Origin of the sequence: Erythrobacter litoralis, from assembly GCF_029760855.1 — a bacterium.
Lineage (GTDB): Bacteria > Pseudomonadota > Alphaproteobacteria > Sphingomonadales > Sphingomonadaceae > Qipengyuania > Qipengyuania litoralis_A.
Window position 1 is genome coordinate 48,343 of sequence record NZ_SOSI01000002.1, and the last position, 20,674, is coordinate 69,016.

Sequence of the window (20,674 nt, forward strand, 5' to 3'; positions counted from 1 at the left end):
ACTGCGTCGGTTTCGAGTAGGAGTGATCGAAGGGTCATAACGACGGCCGCCATCGCTGACCTTCAGTATAAGCGCTTGCGCATTGTACGAGAGCGTCAGGATCGAACTTACCGATGCATTCCTGTACGACATAAAGGGGGCGGTTTTTCACCTCATTGAAAATCCGCGCAATGTATTCGGCAATGACACCCAGACCTGTTAAAATGAGACCGTTCATAAACAAAACGACACACATCAGTGAAGCATAGCCTGGCATATCGATGCCAAGTATAATCGTCTTTATAAGGATGGTCAGAAGGTAAAGCGCCGACGCTGTTGCGCAGGTAATACCGATATAGGTCCAAATCTTGAGCGGCGTTGATGAAAAGGAAATGATTCCTTCAAGCGCTAGAGACCAAAGCTTCCACGGATTGAACTTGGTCTCTCCGGTCGAGCGTTCTGGCCTAACATATTCGATAGTCGCCGTCTTGAATCCCAGACTAGCAAACAGCCCTTTCATAAAACGTTCGCGTTCGGGATATTTGCGCAAAGTCGCCATGGCATCGGAACCAAGCAATCGAAAGTCGCCCACATTTGCGGGAATGTCGATCTTGGTCAGACGAGACATCGTGCAGTAAAACATCGAAGCCGAAAGGCGCTTTGCAAACGAGTCAGATTTGCGGTCGGAACGCTTGGCAAGGACGACTTCATAGCCGTCGCGCCAGCGATCGATCATCTCTGGGATCAGCTGAGGCGGATCTTGCAGATCGACGTCCATCGGGATGACGACCTGGTTGCTTGCAAAATCTAAGCCGGTCGTCAGCGCAATTTCCTTACCGAAATTGCGCGAAAGATCGACGCCCTTTATCCGCGGATCTTCGATAGAATGATTGCGAATAACGGACAATGTTTGGTCGGAACTGCCATCGTTGACGAAGATAATCTCCCAGTTTTTGGAATCAGCTTCCAAGACCGAGATGACCGCTTCGAGGAAAAGGGAAATGGCGGTTTCTTCGTTGTAAACTGGGACTACGATTGAAACGCTTGGGTAAGACCTGCGAGGGCGTGCGTGATTACACATGAGCAGCCTTTTTAAATATAATCAGTTTCATGGCGACAAAGTTTACCAGCATACTGACACCTGTTGCGAAAACTGCAGCGGGAAAAAGGGTGATGATGGAAGTAAGGCAATCGGTGAGAGAGCTGAAAACTAAAGCTGAAACGACATTCAGCAAAACAAACTGAGTAAATTGGGAAGATGTTTTTGCGGCCCGAAAGGTCCAGCTTTTATTGAGAAAGAAGCTCTGTACGGTCGCAATACCGTAAGAAAAAAAACTCGCCAGCCAGACGTTCAAGTCGACGCTTGTGAGGACAAATAAAAGTACAAAGCATGTCGCAGTGTTCGCCACACCGCAAACAGCAAATCTAGTGAGTTCCCCCAGCAGATCGCGGTTCAATTTACCTTTCAATTTCAACAGCATGGAATCACTAGTCCTAGAGTGACGCGTTGGACGGTATCTTCATTTCAAACCGGCGATACAAGGTAAGCATACTCCACGTGCCAAAGATGAACGCATATGGATGCTCGCGATAGCGCGTGATGTCCCGCTCTCGGTAATTAAGGCAGTACGGTTGCCTTTGCCCTCTAGCGTTCGCCGCAAAAATCGTCCTCCAGTTTTGATGCCGCGTCCCTTCGGGTGAGAGAGGCATTCGTTTATCCGAGTCTATGCTATCGCGAGAAATCATTACTTATAAACCTAGTCCGAGCGCGAGGGAGTGGCGTGAATGCTGAGTTTTCCAAGATTTCGATCGTTCAGTCGATCGCCGCAGCGCGCGTTTTGAATGGCCTTCCCCGGTTAAAAGTCAACGTACATGAAAAAACCGGTTTCATTTGGGGGCGAACGAGTATCGGGGTTTGCCTATGCGATTTATATGTATCCCGCGTGAAGCCTTGAGGTTTGGTCTCGCATTCTCGCAACGAAAGCCGATTCTAAAGCCTTGAAAACCAAACAGTCTTGCAATGCAGCAAAATTGGCGGACCCCTGCGATCTCGCTCAGATTGAGTCTCTAACCCAGTCAGACGCCGCGGCCGGTGCCACCCGGCTGGCGAACTGCTACGCCGTCCTATCCCCCTTGGGTTACGGCTACGACACCAATCCTTTGCGACGTGCGGCGCTGATTAGATTACAAAGCGCGCCGAGTGGCAGCAACAATTTCAGGCGGGAACGCAAACGTGCATGCGCCCAGCCTGTTTTGCTTATTCGCCAGCTACTGCCATCGTGCCGAGGTCCGCGGTCGCGGAAGCGGGGGCTCCGCCCGTAGTGGCAACCTGGGGAGCAGGAGGCGCGAATGCAGCCTGCCGGCTCGACTAGGCGACAGCGCTGGCCGAGACGGCGAGTTCGAGAGGCTCTTCCGTCTTAACCATCAGCTCGCGGCATTCGGGAATGCGGCCCGACTTTCCGATGATGAAGCCGGCCAAGACGCCGGCGAGCAGGACGCCGCCGACGGTCGCCATGATGGCCCCTTCGCCTTCCTGACAATAGGTGTTGTTGAGCGGAACGATCCGTCCATCCACTTCGACATGTTCGAGCTCGATGTCCATCTTGCCCGATTTGCCGAACGCACCGCGGCTTGTCAGCCATGTGATACGGCCCTGCGCAGACGTCCCGCCGTTTCGATCGCGCCGCGGTTCTCGACCTGGCGAAGGCAGGCAAGGATAAGAGGCGCGGTTAGTTCGCCCGGCGCAAACTCTCCCAGCATGGGGAACACGTCGCGCTCGAGGCTGGTAATGACGTCCTCGGCGTGTCGATCGACCCAGCGCGACCGATTGATCTCGTACCATTCGCGGGCCAGCGATTCGAACGAATGCTCGGAAGACGTGATGGCGGATGCAGCAGCCTTGCGCGCCTCGATTGCCGGATCGTTACCGGCGCGCAAGATTTCGCGTGTCTCGTCTCGCCGGTCGCGCGCCGCGCGAATCGACACTTCGGGATAGGCGCCGTAGCTCGCCTGCTTTTCCTTGCCGTTCACGCGATACTTGTGCCGCCAGAGCTTCGACCCGTTCGGCCGCACGAGCAGGTGCAACCCCTTCTCATCGGCGAGCTTGTAATCCTTCTCGCCCGGCTTTGCCTTCCGCGCCTTCGCATCGCTCAACATATCGGTGCCCCCAAATTGACGTTTGATGCCCCCAGGTGTGCCCCCAGCGACCTGACAATTCATGACACGTCCTGACACGCGATGCGCGTCTGATTTGGACAAAACCGCAGAAACGTGACACTTTATGGCACGTCCTGACGCTTAATGATATAGGGGGGTGGCGGACAGGGTGGGATTCGAACCCACGGTGGGCGTGAACCCACGGCGGTTTTCAAGACCGCTGCATTCGACCACTCTGCCACCTGTCCGCTCTCGGTCGTATCCGCGCTAGCGATATGGACGGCAGGTGTCACGCAAAACCAAAAGATGGATCGCTGCATGGGCGCAATCATTCGCATTGGCCATTCAGGTACGATATGCGAAGGGAGACAGCATGAAATATCTACGGTCGTTCGCTTCCTTGATTGCGCTTTTCAGCCTGCCGGCATCCGTACCGCTGGCGGCGCAGGACATGTCCTTCGATCAGTATGTCCAGATCCTGCAGGCACGTTCGCGCGCCGAAGGTGTGAGCGAAGCAACGATTTCGCGGATGACGGCAGGACTGTCACCCAGCAACCGGGTGATCGAACTCGATGAATCGCAACCGGGTGGGACGTCGCAAAGCAACCGCTTTCCCCCTCTGGCGCCGTACATAGCGTCTCATGTCGACACGGCGCGTATCTCCGGCGGACAACGCGAATATCGCAATGCGCGAAGCACCCTTGCGCGGATCGAACAGGATTATGGTGTTCCCGGCGAGATCCTCGTGGCTATCTGGGGCCATGAGACCGCCTACGGCAACGTGACCGGCGGTTTCGATTTGTCGCAGGCGCTTGCGACCCTCGCATGGGAAGGGCGGCGACGCGATCTGTTCGAGGAAGAGTTCGTCGCGTTGATGAAGGTCGCCGACAAGGGTTATAGTCGTTCGCAGTTGAAGGGCAGCTGGGCCGGCGCTTTCGGCTATCCTCAATTCCTTCCCAGCGTCTATCTCCGCCTCGCGACCGACGGGGACGGTGACGGGCGGGCGGACATCATGAACAATCGCGCGGATACGTTGGCATCGATCGCCAATTACTTCCGTGATGCCGGGTGGCGTCCCGGACAGCCATGGGGCGTCAGCGCTTATGTGCCGCGCGATTTCACTCCATCGCGCTACGCGACGAAACTCGATGCGCCGGTCTGCGAACGAGTGCATAGTCGGCATAGCCAATACAAGACGGTCGACGAATGGCAGGCGCTTGGTGTCCAGCCGCAAAGGCCCCTCGCACCGGGAACTCTCGTATCGCTGTTCCAACCGGATGGCCCGGGTTCACCCGCATGGCTGCTGACGTCGAATTATCGCGTTATCCTCGAATACAACTGTTCTAACTATTACGCGATGAGCGTTGGCCTTCTGGCGAGTGAGATAGGGTCCTGATCGAACGGTTAAACGCGGAAGGATGCCTTCATCCTTCTCGACCTAGAGCTGTCGCCAACCTATGACGCGAGCGATGTTGGGCACTTTCATCAAGCGATACCTCCCCGTCCTTTTATCGATAAGCGTGCCGGCGACGAGCGCGGCGCAGCCTCAGCTGTCCGACCCACCCAGTCCACCATCGGCCGAAGATGCTCCGATCGCATACCTGATCGACGCTGCGAATGGACAGGTTCTTTTCGCCCGCGAGGCGGACCGGCGATTCATGCCGGCCTCGATCACGAAGACGATGACCATCTTTCTTGCATTCGAAATGATGGAAGAGGGCAAACTTACCCAGGACAAACGCGTCGCCGTCAGCCCTGCTATGTTCAAGGCATGGCGCGGTGTCGGCTCGACGATGTTCCTCGACGCGCAGGATCAGGTGCGCATCGACGATCTCATTCACGGGATCGCCACGGTATCGGCGAATGACGGGGCGGCTGTGCTGGCGGAAGGGGCAGCCGGCTCCGTCAGGCAATGGGTCGATGCCATGAATGCGAAGGCTCAGGATATTGGCATGTCCGACAGTCGGTTCGGCACTCCAAACGGGTGGATGGATGAGGGTCGCACGTTCGTAACCGCTCGCGACCTTGGAACGCTGGCACATACGATGATCGAACGTCATCCGGCGAAGTATGCGCATTATGTCGGGAAACGGGAATTCCGGTTCAATGAGATCACACAGCCCAATCACGATCCGTTGAGCGGCGTCGTGCCCGGCGCGGACGGTATCAAGACCGGGTTCACCAACCAGGCAGGCTATGGATATCTCGGCTCGGCAAGGCGCGGCGATCGTCGGCTTATTCTCGTCGTAGCCGGAAGCCCTCGCGGAACCGCACGCAATCGCGCCGCCCGTGATTTGCTCGAATGGGGATTTACGAATTTCGATGAAAAGGTGTTGGCTACGGCAGGCGTCGAGATTGGTACGGCCGAGGTACAGGGAGGAAAGGACCGTTATGTTGGGCTGGCTCCTCGGGAGGGGGTCCATATCAATCTTCCGCATGATCGGACGCCGACCATGACGACGCGCATCGTATATGAGGGGCCGCTGCGCGCGCCGATCGCCAAGGGCGAGACCGTGGCGCATCTGGAAGTGTCGGCAGGGCCGCTGGGCACCTTCGAAATTCCGTTGGCGGCGACCGCGAATGTCGACGAAGCAACGCCTATTTGGCGGACATTCAACGCCATTCTCGGCTGGTTCTCGTGATGCACGGAAAATTCATTGCCCTCGAGGGCGGCGAGGGGGCGGGCAAATCGACACAGGCCCGGCTTCTTGCCTCGGCGCTGCGGGAATGCGGAATTGAGGTCGACGCGACGAGAGAGCCCGGTGGAACGCCGGGTGCGGAAGCGATCCGTCAGCTGATACTCGACCCTCCGGGAGAGGGGTGGGGCGCGCCCTCTGAAGCGCTCCTTTTCGCCGCCGCCCGGGCGGATCATGTCGAAAAGCGCATTCGTCCTGCCTTGGCGCGCGGGACCTGGATTGTGTCCGACCGCTTTCTCGATAGCAGCCGCGCCTATCAGGGGTTTGCACTTTCCATCGGAGACGAAGCGGTGCGCACCTTGCATAAGATAGGCAGCCAAGATCTTCTGCCCGACCTGACCATTGTGCTCGCGGCGGAAGAGGCGACGTCTTCGCTCCGCTTGCGCCAGCGCGATGGCGATACGAGCGACGCGATCGGCGGGCGGGGTCGGGAATATCATGAAGCGGTAAATCGCGCGTTTCTCAACTTCGCTGAACGCGAACCCTCGCGATTTGCGGTTATTTCGGGAGAGGGCGGCGTTGAGGGCGTCCACCGCCGCGTAATGGATGCGGTTCTGCCCCTTATAGATGCATTCAAGCTATGACCTATATCGGTCACGAGCAGGCGTGGGACAGTTGGACGCGCGCGACCAAAGGCCAGCGGATGCATCACGCGTGGCTACTTGCCGGTAAGAAAGGGCTTGGAAAGGCAGGCTTCGCACAAGCAGCCGCGCGCCGATTGCTTGGCGCTGGGACTGAATTGCATCCCGATATCCTATCGCTGACCTATGGCGCGAAGGACGACAAGGAGGAGCGCAAGCGAGCGGACGGCAAAGCGTATGAAAGCGCCCGCAGCATCCGTATTGCGCAGGTGCGCGCCATGCAGCGGCGCCTTACGACCAAGCCGACGCTCGGCGATCGACGCATCGTCATCATCGACGCTGCCGACGATCTCGAACGCAATGCCGCTAATGCTTTGTTGAAAAGTTTGGAAGAGCCGCCGCAGGGCACCACCTTCCTGCTCATTACGCATCGTCCGGCACGACTTCTTCCGACGATCCGTTCGCGCTGTCGAACGCTGCGGTTTCCCTCGTTGTCCGACCAAGTGATGGACGAATTGCTTCGCGATCTGGCACCGGACGCGGAGGCAGAAACACGAACGGCTGCGGTGAAGGCTGCCGCCGGCTCTCCCGGAGCCGCAATCTCTTTCGTCCGAATGGATTTGGGCGAGGCTGCCACGCTTATGAGTTCGATCCTCAAGGAGGGGGACCGCGGCTTCGCGTTGCGAGGTGCGTTGGCCGGCGTGATCGGCGCTCGGCCGGATCGTGACCGTTTGCAGGCCGTGCTCGATCTTGCCAGATCGACCCTTGCGGAAGAGGTCGAGCAGGCAAGCCGCGATCCCTCGCCGCTGATCGATGCGCACGGCGAGCTCGTGCGGCTGACCGCCGAACAGCCAATCTTCAATTACGACGCCGGTCTTCTCGCAATGGAAATCGGAACCTTGCTCGCAAAAGCGGGGGCCGCTAGCGCGTCGGTCGATGCCTGATCCTTATTACATTACCACCGCGATCCATTATCCCAATGGCAAGCCGCATATCGGCCACGCCTACGAAACGATCGCCGCCGACGTGATGGCGCGGTTTCAGCGCCTGCGCGGTCGTGAGGTGCGCTTCCAGACCGGAACCGACGAGCACGGGCTTAAAATGGCGCAGAAAGCGCGCGAACTGGGTCAGACCCCGCGCGCCTTGGCGGACGAAATGTCGGGCTATTTCAAAGCACTGTTCGATAAACTCGATATTTCTTACGACCGGTTCCTCCGCACCACCGATGTCGATCATCACGAGGCAAGCCGTGCAATCTGGCGGGCAATGGAAGCGAAGGGCGACATATACCTCGACCGCTATGAAGGCTGGTATTCGATCAGGGACGAGGCCTTTTATGACGAAAAGGAATTGGTCGAAGGGGAGGGCGGCGAACGCCTTTCGCCCCAAGGAACGCCTGTCGAATGGACCGAGGAGGAAACCTGCTTCTTCCGGCTTTCTGCATATCAGGATCGCCTGATAGAGCTGCTCAACCGGCCCGGATTTTGCGAACCCGCAAGCCGGCGGAATGAGATGCTCGCCTTTGTCGAGGGTGGGTTGAAAGACCTTTCGATCAGCCGGACGAGTTTCGATTGGGGCGTGAAGGTACCGGGTCACGACGATCACGTCATGTATGTATGGGTCGATGCCCTCACGAATTACGTAACCGGAGTTGGCTATCCGGATGGCGGGGAGATGTGGGAGAAATTCTGGCCCGCCGATCTCCATTTGATCGGCAAGGATATCGTGCGGTTCCACACGGTCTATTGGCCGGCATTCCTTATGAGCGCGGACCTGCCGTTACCGAAAAAGGTGTTCGGCCATGGCTTTCTGCTCAATCGAGGGCAGAAGGAATCCAAGTCGCTTGGTAACGTCACCGATCCGGGCGAGTTGGCGGATCGCTTCGGGGTCGATGCGCTGCGCTACTTCCTGATGGCGGAAGTCACCTTCGGGCAAGATGGCAGCTATTCCGCCGAAGCTCTAGTAAACAAAGTTAATGCGGAACTGGCGAACAGCTTCGGCAATCTTGCACAGCGCACCCTGTCGATGGTTCAAAAGAATATGGACGGCGCGCTCGAACGTTTCGAGACTTCGGGCGAGGACAAGGCCTTGCTGACAATCGTCCAGGTTGCCTGCCGTAATGCACTGCCAGACGCGTTCGACAGTCTTTCGTTCAGCACAGGCATCGAAGCGTGGCTGCGCGCGGTCTATGCTTGCAACCAATATGTCGACGAACAGGCGCCGTGGTCGCTCAAGAAGACCGATCCTAAACGAATGAAGGTCGTGTTGCAGACTCTCGTACTCGCGATCCGCGATCTGGCGATCGCTATTCAGCCCGTTATCCCGACCAAGGCCGCTGCAGTCCTCGACCAACTCGATGTGCCAGACAATGCAAGGGACTTCGCTGCGCTTTCCGACGAGAGCTGGTTCGATGCGCGCGTCGCGACCGGCAAGACGCTCGACAAGCCGTCGCCGATCTTCCCCCGGCTCGAACTGTCTGAAGCGGAGACGGCGTGATGCTGGTCGATAGTCATTGCCATCTCGAATACGAAGGGTTGGTCGAAAGTCAGGACGATGTCCTCGACCGGGCTCGCGCACGCGGCGTCGGTGCGTTTCTCAATATCTCGACCAAGCAGTCGGAATGGGCGCAGGTCGTCGGCACGGCAAACCGGCGTGATACCGTTTGGGCGAGCGTCGGCATCCACCCACACAATGCCGATGACCATCCGGAATTGACCCGCGCGGAACTGCTTGAAGCCACTCGCAATGCGCGAGTGATTGGCATCGGTGAAACCGGCCTCGACTACTATTACGATCACTCCGATCGCGAAGCGCAGAAGCGACTTTTCCGCATGCACATATCGGTAAGTCGAGAAACCGGCCTGCCGTTGATCATCCATACGCGCGACGCAGAAGAGGATACACTCGCAATCCTCCGCGAAGAAATGGGGCAGGGGACCTTCGCGGCTCTGATTCACTGCTTCACAGCGTCCGCCGAATTCGGCGAACACGTGCTGGAACTTGGTTTGTCGATTTCACTCTCCGGTATCGTGACCTTCAAGAATGCCAAAGACTTGCAGGCATTTGCAAAGACCCTACCGCAAGACCGGCTTTTGGTCGAAACGGACAGCCCGTTTCTCGCGCCCGTTCCGCATCGCGGCAAGACGTGCGAACCGGCTTTCGTCGGCGACACCGCCGCTTTTCTTGCCGAACTACGAAACGAGGAACCCGACGACCTAGCACGGTACACGACGGATAACTTCTATCGTCTATTTTCCAAAGCGCAGCGACCGTGAAACTGCTGATGCTCGGCAGCGGAACGTCGACCGGCGTGCCGCGGATCGGCGAGGATTGGGGCGAATGCGACCCGAAAGAGCCGCGCAATCGGCGAAGCAGGGTCTCGATCATCGTCGAGAGCAATGCAGGTCAGCGCATTCTTGTCGATACGTCGCCCGACCTGCGCAACCAGTTGCTGGCGAACGGTATCGAGAAAGTCGATGCCGTATTCTGGACCCACGACCATGCCGATCATTGCCACGGAATCGACGATCTTCGTGTCATGCGCTACGATCGCAGCAATCCTTTGCCCGGATACGCCACGACCGTAACCGGCGAGCGGTTGAAACGACGGTTCGATTACATCTTCGCAGGCCAGTTCGGTTATCCGACGCTCGTCGAATTACGGGACGTCAAGGATGCCAGACTGGTGTCCGGCTTCTCGTTCGATTGGGTTGAAATGCCGCACGGGCCAGCGAAAAGTACGGGTTTTCGCTTTGAAAGCGATGGTCGATCAATCGGATACGCGACGGATTTCAGCGAGATAACCGATGCTATGGTCGAATGCCTTGAGGGGGTAGATCTGCTAGTATGCGACTGCCTGAGGATGCGGCCGCATCCGACACATGCGCATTACGAGATGGCGTTGGAGTTCGGAGGCCGCACAAATGCGCGGGCAATGGTCCTGACACATCTCGACAAGAGCATGGATTACCGAACTGTGGCGGACTTAACGCCGAGCAATGTTACGGTCGGCTATGACGGTCTTGAGATCGAATTGTGAGCTGGGGCTACGCAGCCTATGCGGCGATCATGGCCGCGCTCGTCGTCGTCTATCTTCGCGGTGTACGCAGCTACGGACTGGATACGAAACGTATCGCGGTTATTGCGCTTATCTGGATCGGAATTATTGGTGGCGGATATCTTTTGGTCAGCGGTGTCCTCGGCGTATCGTAATCTCGACTATTTAACATAATATCGATTATCATTCCGATGCAGTTGAGTATCTCAATGTCCGATCAAGTCAGTCCTTCCATCAATCGACTTCTCGCGATCATGGCGCGCTTGCGCGACAAGGATGTTGGCTGCGAATGGGATGTCGCGCAGACCTTTGAGACGATCGCTCCCTACACGATCGAGGAAGCCTACGAGGTTGCCGATGCGATCGAACGAAAAGACATGAGCGACCTCCGCGGGGAATTGGGAGATCTGCTACTCCAAGTCGTATTCCATTCACGAATTGCCGAAGAAGAGGGTCATTTCAACTTCGACGATGTTGCTGAGGCTGTCTCCAGGAAGATGGAAGCGCGGCATCCTCATATCTTCGGCTCAGAAGGCGGAACAATGGATTCTTCGCGCTGGGAGGACTTGAAGGCGCGGGAACGCTTGGACGCGGGATCGACCAGCGCCATGGATGGTGTGGCGAACGCCCTACCAGCTTTGCTTCGCGCGCAAAAACTGCAGAAACGCGCGGCGCGCGATGGGTTCGACTGGCCTGATCGAGCCGGGCCGAGAGCCAAAGTTATCGAAGAATTGGAGGAGCTCGAAACCGCCGCCCCGGACGCGGTCGAGGAAGAAGCCGGTGACCTGCTATTCGCTGCGGTCAATGTGGTGAGGAGCTATGGCGTCGACGCCGAACAAGCACTCAAGCAAGCCAGCGCCAAATTCGAGCGCAGGTTCCGTGCGATGGAGAGAGAGGCAGATGGCCCCTTCTCCGATCTGCCGTTACCGGAGCAGGAAGTGTTATGGGTGAAGGTCAAAAGCCTCGAAAAGCACGAACTTGAAGCATAGACTTCAAAGGCTTTCGAACTGACCCAGTTCCTTCGGATTAAGCCGCACGACGAACTTACGCAGAGGGCCATCCACGCCCTGCCCGGCATCGCTTTCCTCAAGAACATCGCCATGCGCATGAAGCCAAGCGATCCGGCGACCATCGGAAGTCGGCAATTCGAACGTCTTGACCAAGGCTTTTTCGGTCAGCATTTCGCTAAGCCGCGCCAATACATCGCCAACGCCTGTTCCATCTAGCGCCGAAGCCGCCACGACATCGGGATCGCTGTTTGCAAGCGGTTCGAGTTCCGCGCGAGCGTCTTCACTCAACGCGTCCCATTTGTTCCAGATTTCGAGGATGGGAATGGTGCTTTCGCCCCCCTCCCCCTTCTCGATGACGTCGAGATCAGTAAGCACCTGAAGAACCTGAGCCTTTTGGGCCGCCGCGTTGGGGTTGGCCATATCGCGAATGTGACAGATGACATCTGCCCCGGTCACTTCTTCCAAAGTCGCGCGAAATGCGGCGACGAGCTGCGTCGGCAGGTCCGAGATGAAGCCTACCGTGTCCGATAAAATCGCCTTTTCGACACCCGGCAGTGCGATCGCACGCATCGTCGGATCGAGGGTAGCAAAAAGAAGGTCTTCGGCCATCACATCCGAGCCTGTGAGACGATTGAACAGCGTCGATTTGCCCGCGTTCGTATAGCCGACCAGCGCGATGACGGGCCATGGTGCTCGCTCGCGCCGGTCGCGGTGAAGGGTACGAGTTTTGCGAACCTGCTCCAGATCGCGCCGCAACCGTCCCATGCGCTGTCGAATCATTCGACGGTCCGCCTCGATCTGCGTTTCGCCCGGACCGCCGAGAAAGCCGAAGCCGCCACGCTGACGTTCGAGGTGAGTCCAGCTACGTACGAGCCGGCTTTGCTGGTAATCCAGATGCGCCAGTTCGACCTGCAGGCGACCCTCCGCCGTGTCCGCACGTTCTCCGAAGATCTCGAGGATCAAACCCGTTCGATCAATGACCTTGCGCGACAGTTTCTCCTCGAGGTTGCGCTGCTGGATCGGCGTAAGCGAACCGTCGACCACGACGAGTTCCGCCTCGTTCTGTTCACATGCGGTCGCGATGTTCTCGACTTGGCCAGACCCAAACAGGAGGTTCGGCCTGACTTCTCGAACCGGCAGGACAAAACTTTCGGCGATCTCGATGCCGATCGCCAATGCCAAGCCTTCTGCCTCGGCGAGACGGCTTCGAGCATCGAGGTCGTAATTCGTCCCACGAATATCCGGACACACCACGAGAGCGCATGCGCCACGCGTTACTTCGCCGAGAAGGTCGTCGTCGAAGCTCAGTGGTCTTCCTCGGATATATCTTCGGACAGGTCTACAGGTGTCGCAGGTTGGATCGTTGAGACCGCATGCTTGTATGCGAGTTGCACATAACCATCGCGTTCGAGCAGCATGCAAAACAGATCGTATGCAGCGATTTCGCCCTGTAGCATTACACCATTGACAAGAAACATCGTAACTTGCGTTTCGCTCTCGCTGACCCGGCTGAGGAAAACATCCTGAAGAAGCCTCTGCTTCGCATTTGAGCCCTGACTACCAAACTGCGTGGCATCGACGGGTTGGCTCGGCATGATAGTGCTGACAGCGTGTTTGTAAACGAGCTGGGATTGACCGTCTCGTCGCAACAGGATGCTGAAATTATCGAACCACGTGACGATACCCTGAAGCTTTACGCCTTTAACAAGAAAGATCGTTACCGGCATTTTCTCCTTTCGGAGTAAATTCAGAAAAGCATCTTGCAGCCCGGGGCGTTTCTCTTTCGTCTTCGGCTCTGCCGGTTTGACCGACTTCGGCCTAGCCGTCAGCGTTCTTTCGCTTGGCATGTACGTTCTCCGTTTCTTGGCCGCACATCTTATCGCGGCAATCTGGACACAACCACCGCGTCCGATATCTGAAGTGGGTACTCCCTTATTTTGTAAAGCCTATTGCACCGTTCGGTTTCGAGATCGCGAAAAATTCCCTCCAAGACGTGCGGCTATTTCTTTCCACGCTCTGCCATGCCCAGAAGCTTCAACTTGCGGTGCAATGCCGAACGTTCCATTCCGATGAAATTGGCGGTCTTTGAAATATTGCCGGAAAAACGTCGTATTTGGATGGCGAGATATTCTCGCTCGAAGCTTTCCCTAGCTTCGCGCAGCGGGGCGCCCATCAAGGCCGCAATGCCACTAGATCCCGACCCGCTACCGGAGATCTCTTCCGGCAGCATGTCTGCCTCGATGGTTTGCATCTCCTCGCGCGGTGTCAGAATCACCGTACGTTCGACAACATTGCGCATCTGGCGGACATTTCCAGGCCAGTCATACGCCTGCAAGGCTGCTATCGCCTCCTCGCTTATTTCGGGTGGTGGAACGCCCTGTTCCGATGCGTACCGGGCGAAGAAGTGCCTTGCGAGCGCCGGGATATCGTCCCGCCGTTCTGTCAGTGATGGGACCTCGACTGGGACCACATTCAATCGGTAGAAAAGGTCTTCTCGAAAACGTTTCTCCTCCATTTCCAGAGTCAAATCCCGCGCAGTGCTGGATACGACGCGGACGTCGACGGCAATCTGCCGCGAGCCCCCTACCCTTACGAAACTTTGATCTGTCAGGACCCGCAGGATACGCGCTTGGGTCGATGTCGGCATATCGGCAACTTCGTCGAGAAAGAGCGTCCCGCCATCCGCACTTTCCAAGAGACCACGACGAACAAGCTTGCCGTTGCTCTCTTCACCGAACAACTCTTCCTCGAACCTCTCCGGCGTAATTCGTGCGGAATTGACAATTACGAATGGTTTGTCAGCGCGCGTCGACCAGTTATGCAAGAGCCTGGCAGCTACTTCTTTGCCGGAACCCGCAGGACCACTGATCATCACGCGGCTGCCCGTCCCTGCCACTCTTTTCAAAGTGGCTCGCACGGCGTTGATCGACGCCGAATTGCCGGTGAATTCCCCTTCCTCGCTGGTGTCCTGCTTCAGACGCGTATTTTCGCGCCTCAATCTTTCCGTTTCAGTAGCGCGCTCCACGAGATGCAGGAGACGCTCTGTTTCGAACGGTTTTTCCAGAAAATCTACTGCGCCACGGCTTACGGCCGACACCGCCGTATCGATATTACCGTGGCCGGAGAAAATGATTACCGGCAGTTCCGGTTCACGGGCCTTGATGGCGTCGAGAACTTCGAGGCCGTCCATCTTGCTGCCATGCAGCCATACGTCGAGAAGCACCAAACTCGGTCGCTTCTTATCGACCGCTTCCAGCGCTCCCGAGCTGTCGGCAGCGGTGCGGCATTCATAGCCCTCATCGCTCAATACGCCTGAGACCAGTTCGCGGATGTCGCGTTCGTCATCGACTACGAGAATGTCGAGCGCCATGCGTCAGTTTCCTATTTCGAGTTCTTGCGAGGTCGGAGTGTTCGAAGGTCGCGTGGGGTCTCGCGCGAACGATAATGTCACCCGCGTTCCCCCATGCTCGAGGGAGGAGAACACCATCGTACCGCCATGTTCCTCGACGATCTTGTTAACAATTGCGAGGCCTAGCCCCGTCCCTTTTTCACGCGTGGTTACGTACGGTTCGAGGAGTCGTTCGCGATCTTTCGGCAGGCCAACACCGTTATCTTCCACCGCTACGACAAGCTGCGTTTCGGTAAGTTCTACTCCAACCTTGATACGGCCATGATAGGGTTCGGTTTCCTGCGCTGCGCGGCCCTCGATTGCTTCGGCCGCATTTTTTAAAACGTTGGTCAGCGCCTGGCCAAGTTGATGACGGTCCGCATCGATCTTTGCTTCCGACGTGACATCCGTATCCAAGAAATATTCGATTTCTGGATTTGCAACTTCCTGAAGAAACAGTGACTGTCTGATAAGGTCGATCGCATCCTCCGGACGAAACACCGGCTTTGGCAACCTTGCGAAGCTCGAAAATTCATCGACCATCTTCCGCAGGTCGCCAACTTGCCGCACGATAGTTCCCGTAAGTTCGTCGAACAGTTCCACATCGAGATCGATTTGCTTGCGATACCGGCGTTTCAACCGTTCCGTTGCCAATTGGATAGGAGTCAACGGGTTCTTGATTTCGTGAGCGATCCTTCGGGCCACGTCCGACCATGCCGCTTGCCGCTGGTCCAGCAATTGTCGTGTTATGTCCTCGAACGTGATGACGGACCCGTCCGCATCCGCACCGATTTTGACGGCGAGGGTCAGGAGGTCTCCTCTTCTCGAATGGCTGATGACGCCTCTGTCGAGGCCCGACTGAACGAGCGCCGAAATCTGCGGCGCGAGCGCATCGAGTTTTGTCGGCCGATCTGTGGCATCCGGATCTTCGAGCAACATGGATTCTGCCGGTCCGTTCATCAGCAACACATTGCGCTGCCGATCAATCGAGATGACCCCGGCGCTCACCGATTCCAGGACGGCTTCGATGAAGCTCCGTCTCTCCTCGAGTTGCGTGTTGGCTGACAAAAGCGCATCGGTCTGTTTCTCGAGCTGCGACGTCATGCGATTAAAGGCGCGGTTTAGCATCCCGATTTCATCCGCCCCCGTGCGTCCTTCCACTCGCATCGCGAAATTACCTTGCCCGACCTTACGAGCAGCCAGCACTAATTCGGTTAGGGGTTCGACTTGTCGATCGGCGAAGCGTAAAGCGAACCAGACTGCCAATCCCACCAATGCCAAACTTACGAAAAATAGAGCGAGGTTGAACCTTAGCTGGAGCGCCCGGGCGCGTGTCGTCAAGCTATCGTAGGCGATGGAAATTTCACGAGCGCTTTGCCAGCTCTGGAAGCCGCGCGCTTCGGCGTTGCGTGCTGTGTACAGGTAGATACCGGCCGGTCGATCGATCGGAGCGACCGCCTCTATCCTTTCGGCGCTGCCACGCACGGCGACCGGTTCACCAGCGCGAAGCTGCCGTAGCGTTCCTTCGGCAAACGATCGCGGATCGCTGTCCTGCTCGATACCGTACACAACCGCGGTTCTGATGCTGCCATCGGGCATGGCTTGAAGGATTGCGCTTTCAATCACCTCCCGCGGTTGGGCCTGATACTCGTATACCAGCATGAAGTTTGGATCCGTGACAGACACGTTCTGCAGGATCGCCCGCATGTCCATCGCCATCGAGACCGTTTCGTTAGCGAGATCGAGCTGGTTGTCGTTGTAATAGTTTTCGGCGAGCTGGTTCGCGTTCTCCATCAGGCCACGCGAATTGTCGGAGAACCAGAAATCCACTCCCGATTGAAACAACCAAGCGGAGAATGCGGAGACGAGCAGCGTCGGTACGGCCGCAATCAGGGAGAAGAAGAACACCAGCCGTACATGGAGGCGCGCGGTGCTACCGGCCGCACGGCGTAAGGCCAGCCGCCGACCTGCGAGGATCAGGAGCGCCATCGCCGGAATGAGCGTTCCAATGAGAAGCGCTGCAACTTGCTGATTGGGTAACAGCTTTCCATCAGTGGGCGCACCGTCGAATGCGGCCCACGTACTACCGATCATGATAAGAAAGGCGGCAAGTGCCGCGATTTCGAGAAAGGTGAATAGGTTCGCGCGACGTGAAGCCACGACGAACTTTCGCCGCCACCGCGGACTGGAACTCAGGGAAGTTGAGGCATGTGTAGCCATTGTTGCAGGCTTACAACGCTCCTGTGCCTTTCATGCAAGCGAAAAAGCGACGAGATGCGTGTTATTGGCGTTCGATAAAAACCGACGTATCTATTCCGAGTTCGGATATTTTCTTTCGCAACGTGTTCCTGTTTATCCCGAGCACCTTGGCTGCTTTCAGTTGGTTTCCGTGCGTTTCCTCGAGTGTTCGCTCGAGCAATGGCGCTTCGAAAGCTGCAAGCGCGTCGTGATATACCTGACCATCTATAGGCTCTGCCGCATCGTACCATAGATCAATAGTTGATCGCCAATCGCGCAGAGTGTCTCCTTGAGCGGCCTCTTCCTCGCCGAGAGAGTTGTGAACCAGCGCCTCGTCGATCATCTCGTCTCGCGCGAGCAAGGCCAAACGGAAAACCGTATTCTGCAGCTCTCTAACGTTACCTCGCCAGCGACGACCCTGGAGGATCTGTAAGGCGCTGTTCGTAATCTTGCGGTTCGGAAGACCCTGCTCCGTCGCTTTCATCAGAAAATGGTGCACAAGCGGTTCGATATCCCCAAACCTTTCGCGCAGCGGCGGCAGGTGAATGGGAACGACGTTCAACCGATAGAACAAATCCTCGCGAAAACGATTTTCTGCAATAGCAGGCTGCAGATCGCGATTGGTTGCAGCGATAATTCGTACGTCGATGGGTATCTCGTGTCGCCCACCGACGCGCCGAATACGACTGGACTGCAGCGTCCGCAGGAGACGCGTTTGCGCCTCAATCGGCATGTCGCCGATCTCGTCCAAGAACAAGGTTCCGCCATTGGCTTGTTCGAATTTACCGATCTGCTGCGTGATCGCTCCTGTGAACGCTCCCCGTTCGTGACCGAACAATTCGCTTTCGATAAGGTCGCGCGGAATGGCCGCGGCGTTGATTGCGACGAACGGCCCCGTTCGGCGCTTGCCTAACTGATGGATGGCCTCGGCCACCAGTTCCTTTCCGGTGCCGGATTCGCCGGTAATCAATACGGTCAGTTCGTTGTTTAAAACGCGCGTAATGAGGCGATACACCTCTTGCATGGCCGGGCTTCGCCCGATCAGCGGCAGGTCTTGCTGCGGTGTGGTCCCGCTTTCGCAACCGCCCGATGGACTACGCGAAATTGCAGCCTTTACCGCCGCAAGAAGCTCATCGAGATCGAACGGTTTTGGAAAATACTCGAAGGCTTCGCTGGCACTTGCGCGAACGGCTGTATCGAGTGTGTTCTGCGCGGAAAGAACGATGATAGGCAAGCCAGGCGCTGTTTCTCGAACCGTTTCGATCGAAGCCAAACCGTCGCCATCTTCGAGGAAAACATCCGTGATCATGGCGTCGAACCAGTCTTGCGATAAATGAAGGTCACGCTTTGCAACGCTGGCACAGGTGACGAGGTCGTATCCTGTTTCCCGCAAAGCCTCCCCAATCACGGTTGCTATGCCGGGATCGTCCTCGACGAGAAGAATTCTAGAGGTCATGCGTTTTCAGCTTTGCGACTGGAAGATTGACCCGGAAATTCGTCGTTCCGTTTCGATTGTCACGAAAGTGATCAATCCGACCGCCCATATCGGCGACGAGTTTGGCCACGAGCGCCAGCCCCAAACCTTGCCCACCCCTTTTCGTCGAGAAAAACGGGTCGAATATACGGCTTTGCAAATCCTGCGGAATGCCCGGACCGTTATCGATAATCGAAATTTCGATCGGCAACTTTGTAGATTGACCTAAGCGAAAGGCCGAGAACACAAATCCGCTTTCGTAGCGCGTGCGTATCTCGATCTGCCGGTCGTTGTTATTTTCGAGCGTCTCGCAGGCATTGGCCAGTAAATTGATGAGAACCTGTCGGAGCGCTTCTCGGTCTACTTGCACTTCGGGCAGAGATGGATCGAACTCCTCCCGAAAGGTAATTTGGCTGTTTCGGCTCGCGCGGATCACGCCAAGCGCGCTACGGGCGATTTCGTGGACATTGCAATTTTCCATTTGCAGCGCGGTCCGACTGCCCAACTGCTGCATTCGATCGATCAAGTAAGCGATGCGATCGACTTCCTTGATGATCATTCGAGCGAGCGAACGATTGTTCTCTTCACTCCGCCGTTCGAGCAGCTGGCTGGCGCCTTTTATGGCAGCGAGAGGGTTCTTGATTTCATGTGCGAGGATCGATGGAGTAGAGGCTGCGGATTGCCCATGATCGAACGCCGCCTCGCCCTGCCCGATGTCGGACAATGTAATCACTCGCCACCCACGATGAGTTGCGAGTGGCGACGACGTCAGGTTGATAACCCGGCTCGAGCTTTCGATTTCCGTTTCGACATGGCGAGCGATTAGCCGCGCGTTGCCTTCAGCCATTTCCCGCTCGACCCGAGGATCTTCTACTCTCACGATCTCGTCGAATTTACGGCCGACTAGGCGCGACGCGCTCAGCCCGAGCATTTCTTCGGAAGAGGGGTTTGCCTGAACTACCACACCGTCGGCATCGATAAGCAGCACAGCGAAAACCATCCCCGCCACCTGCGCCTCATAAGGCGGCAAGCTCGTAGTCTGCTCAATCACGCAGCCTGTCGTTCCAAATACGGTTCGTAAAAGCGCGCCAATTCCGAACGAACCGTGTCGACATCATCGATGAAGTTCACCCGGTTTCTGAACTCGGCGGAACCGGGAAGGCCCTTGGTATACCAGCCCAGATGCTTGCGCGCGATTTTCACACCAACATCTTTGCCATAGAGTTCGAGCATATCGGCGTAATGTTCAGTAATGGTACCGTATTGCTGAGAGACCGACGGCGCAGAAAGGCTGTCGCCCGTGCGCCACCAATGCATAACTTGCGCCAGCAGCCAAGGCTTGCCGTAGGCTCCGCGCCCGATCATCACGCCATCCGCGCCGGACTGCGCAAGCGCATTGCCAGCATCCTCCGGACTGCAGATGTCTCCGTTAACGATCACGGGGATCGACACCGCTTCCTTGACTTTGCGGATGAAAGCCCAGTCCGCACTGCCCTTATACATCTGGTTACGGGTGCGACCGTGGACGGTGATCATCTTTACACCAAGATCCTCGGCGATGCGCGCAAGGTCCGGCGCGTTGAGGTCGGCATGGTCCCAGCCCATGCGCATTTTCACCGTCACCGGTACGTCTACCGCCTTCACCGTCGCTTCCATGAGCTTGGTCGCCAATGGCACTTCACGCATCAGGGCCGACCCGGCTAACCCATTCACGACCTTGCGGACCGGACACCCAAAATTGATATCGATAATGTCCGCGCCGCGGTCTGCATTGAGCTTCGCGGCTTCGGCCATGCTGACTGGATCGCAGCCGACAAGCTGCATCGAAATGGGTTCCTCGATAGGATCCCAAGCGGCTTTCTGAACCGATTGGCGCGTCTCGCGAATGGCGGCCTGGCTGGCGATCATCTCGGTCACGTTCAAACCCGAGCCGAACCGGCGCACCATCTTTCGAAACGGCAGGTCCGTCACCCCGGTCATCGGCGCGAGAACAACGGGCGTGTCGATCGTCACTGGTCCGACTTTGATCGGCATGGGGCTGCGAGGCGGGGGAGGCAAAATGTCTGTCATCGTATGCTCAAAATATAGGCAGCCA

Annotated in this window: 20 protein-coding genes and 1 tRNA gene; 9 read left to right on the forward strand and 12 right to left on the reverse strand. The window is 57.1% G+C overall.

Translation table 11 applies throughout. From position 1 onward, the window contains the following. Window positions 1–34: 34 nt before the first annotated feature. From E3U23_RS03140 to E3U23_RS03160, 5 genes are all read right to left on the reverse strand, one after another. Window positions 35–1,060 carry a glycosyltransferase family 2 protein gene (locus E3U23_RS03140; protein ID WP_279349744.1) on the reverse strand — a complete coding sequence of 342 codons (1,026 nt, stop codon included), beginning with the start codon at window positions 1,058–1,060 and terminating at the stop codon, window positions 35–37. Then, entirely contained in the window at window positions 1,053–1,460 is a 408-nt protein-coding gene (locus E3U23_RS03145) for a GtrA family protein (protein WP_279349745.1), read from the reverse strand. Before E3U23_RS03145 ends, E3U23_RS03140 begins: the two co-directional genes overlap by 8 nt. Before the next feature lie 887 nt (window positions 1,461–2,347). Beyond that, window positions 2,348–2,581 carry a hypothetical protein gene (locus E3U23_RS03150; protein ID WP_279349746.1) on the reverse strand — a complete coding sequence of 78 codons (234 nt, stop codon included), beginning with the start codon at window positions 2,579–2,581 and terminating at the stop codon, window positions 2,348–2,350. 32 nt (window positions 2,582–2,613) lie between these two features. Then, window positions 2,614–3,135 (reverse strand): tyrosine-type recombinase/integrase, encoded by a 522-nt coding sequence (locus tag E3U23_RS03155; protein WP_279349747.1) that lies wholly within the window; start codon window positions 3,133–3,135, stop codon window positions 2,614–2,616. 158 nt (window positions 3,136–3,293) lie between these two features. Then, window positions 3,294–3,383: transfer RNA gene (locus tag E3U23_RS03160), tRNA-Ser, on the reverse strand. A 125-nt stretch (window positions 3,384–3,508) separates the two neighbouring features. Between E3U23_RS03160 and E3U23_RS03165 the strand changes: the two genes are divergently transcribed. From E3U23_RS03165 to mazG, 9 genes are all read left to right on the forward strand, one after another. Further along, a complete protein-coding gene (locus tag E3U23_RS03165; protein ID WP_279349748.1) occupies window positions 3,509–4,531 on the forward strand; it encodes a lytic murein transglycosylase in 1,023 nt (340 codons plus the stop codon). Window positions 4,532–4,604: 73 nt separating this feature from the next. After that, complete coding sequence (locus tag E3U23_RS03170; RefSeq protein WP_279349749.1) at window positions 4,605–5,777, forward strand: D-alanyl-D-alanine carboxypeptidase family protein; 1,173 nt, start codon at window positions 4,605–4,607, stop codon at window positions 5,775–5,777. Further along, the gene (gene tmk, locus E3U23_RS03175; RefSeq protein WP_279349750.1) at window positions 5,774–6,415 is read left to right on the forward strand and encodes a dTMP kinase; all 642 of its coding nucleotides are present in this window, start codon (window positions 5,774–5,776) and stop codon (window positions 6,413–6,415) included. Before E3U23_RS03170 ends, tmk begins: the two co-directional genes overlap by 4 nt. Next, complete coding sequence (locus E3U23_RS03180; protein ID WP_279349751.1) at window positions 6,412–7,356, forward strand: AAA family ATPase; 945 nt, start codon at window positions 6,412–6,414, stop codon at window positions 7,354–7,356. Before tmk ends, E3U23_RS03180 begins: the two co-directional genes overlap by 4 nt. Then, window positions 7,349–8,908, forward strand: coding sequence for a methionine--tRNA ligase (metG, locus tag E3U23_RS03185; RefSeq protein ID WP_279349753.1), 1,560 nt, complete (start codon window positions 7,349–7,351; stop codon window positions 8,906–8,908). Before E3U23_RS03180 ends, metG begins: the two co-directional genes overlap by 8 nt. Next, entirely contained in the window at window positions 8,908–9,687 is a 780-nt protein-coding gene (locus tag E3U23_RS03190; protein ID WP_279349756.1) for a TatD family hydrolase, read from the forward strand. Before metG ends, E3U23_RS03190 begins: the two co-directional genes overlap by 1 nt. Next, a complete protein-coding gene (locus E3U23_RS03195) occupies window positions 9,684–10,451 on the forward strand; it encodes an MBL fold metallo-hydrolase (protein WP_279349757.1) in 768 nt (255 codons plus the stop codon). Before E3U23_RS03190 ends, E3U23_RS03195 begins: the two co-directional genes overlap by 4 nt. Beyond that, window positions 10,448–10,624, forward strand: coding sequence for a hypothetical protein (locus E3U23_RS03200; protein ID WP_279349758.1), 177 nt, complete (start codon window positions 10,448–10,450; stop codon window positions 10,622–10,624). The genes E3U23_RS03195 and E3U23_RS03200 overlap by 4 nt, the downstream gene beginning before the upstream one ends. Before the next feature lie 54 nt (window positions 10,625–10,678). After that, the gene (gene mazG / locus E3U23_RS03205; protein ID WP_279349759.1) at window positions 10,679–11,458 is read left to right on the forward strand and encodes a nucleoside triphosphate pyrophosphohydrolase; all 780 of its coding nucleotides are present in this window, start codon (window positions 10,679–10,681) and stop codon (window positions 11,456–11,458) included. Window positions 11,459–11,461: 3 nt separating this feature from the next. Here mazG and hflX read toward each other — a convergent pair whose 3' ends face one another. The 7 genes from hflX to dusB form a co-directional block, all read right to left on the reverse strand. Then, complete coding sequence (hflX, locus tag E3U23_RS03210) at window positions 11,462–12,733, reverse strand: GTPase HflX (RefSeq protein ID WP_279349761.1); 1,272 nt, start codon at window positions 12,731–12,733, stop codon at window positions 11,462–11,464. Window positions 12,734–12,783: 50 nt separating this feature from the next. Next, window positions 12,784–13,326 (reverse strand): RNA chaperone Hfq, encoded by a 543-nt coding sequence (hfq, locus tag E3U23_RS03215; RefSeq protein WP_279349762.1) that lies wholly within the window; start codon window positions 13,324–13,326, stop codon window positions 12,784–12,786. Window positions 13,327–13,478: 152 nt separating this feature from the next. After that, window positions 13,479–14,849, reverse strand: a complete 1,371-nt coding sequence (locus tag E3U23_RS03220) for a sigma-54-dependent transcriptional regulator (RefSeq protein ID WP_279349763.1) — start codon at window positions 14,847–14,849, stop codon at window positions 13,479–13,481. Between the two features lie 3 nt (window positions 14,850–14,852). Then, a complete protein-coding gene (locus tag E3U23_RS03225) occupies window positions 14,853–17,087 on the reverse strand; it encodes a sensor histidine kinase (RefSeq protein ID WP_279349764.1) in 2,235 nt (744 codons plus the stop codon). Window positions 17,088–17,148: 61 nt separating this feature from the next. Further along, window positions 17,149–18,561 (reverse strand): sigma-54-dependent transcriptional regulator, encoded by a 1,413-nt coding sequence (locus tag E3U23_RS03230; RefSeq protein WP_279349765.1) that lies wholly within the window; start codon window positions 18,559–18,561, stop codon window positions 17,149–17,151. After that, window positions 18,551–19,630, reverse strand: a complete 1,080-nt coding sequence (locus tag E3U23_RS03235; RefSeq protein WP_279349766.1) for a two-component system sensor histidine kinase NtrB — start codon at window positions 19,628–19,630, stop codon at window positions 18,551–18,553. Before E3U23_RS03235 ends, E3U23_RS03230 begins: the two co-directional genes overlap by 11 nt. Further along, window positions 19,627–20,649, reverse strand: coding sequence for a tRNA dihydrouridine synthase DusB (gene dusB / locus E3U23_RS03240; RefSeq protein ID WP_279349767.1), 1,023 nt, complete (start codon window positions 20,647–20,649; stop codon window positions 19,627–19,629). Before dusB ends, E3U23_RS03235 begins: the two co-directional genes overlap by 4 nt. Window positions 20,650–20,674 lie beyond the last annotated feature (25 nt).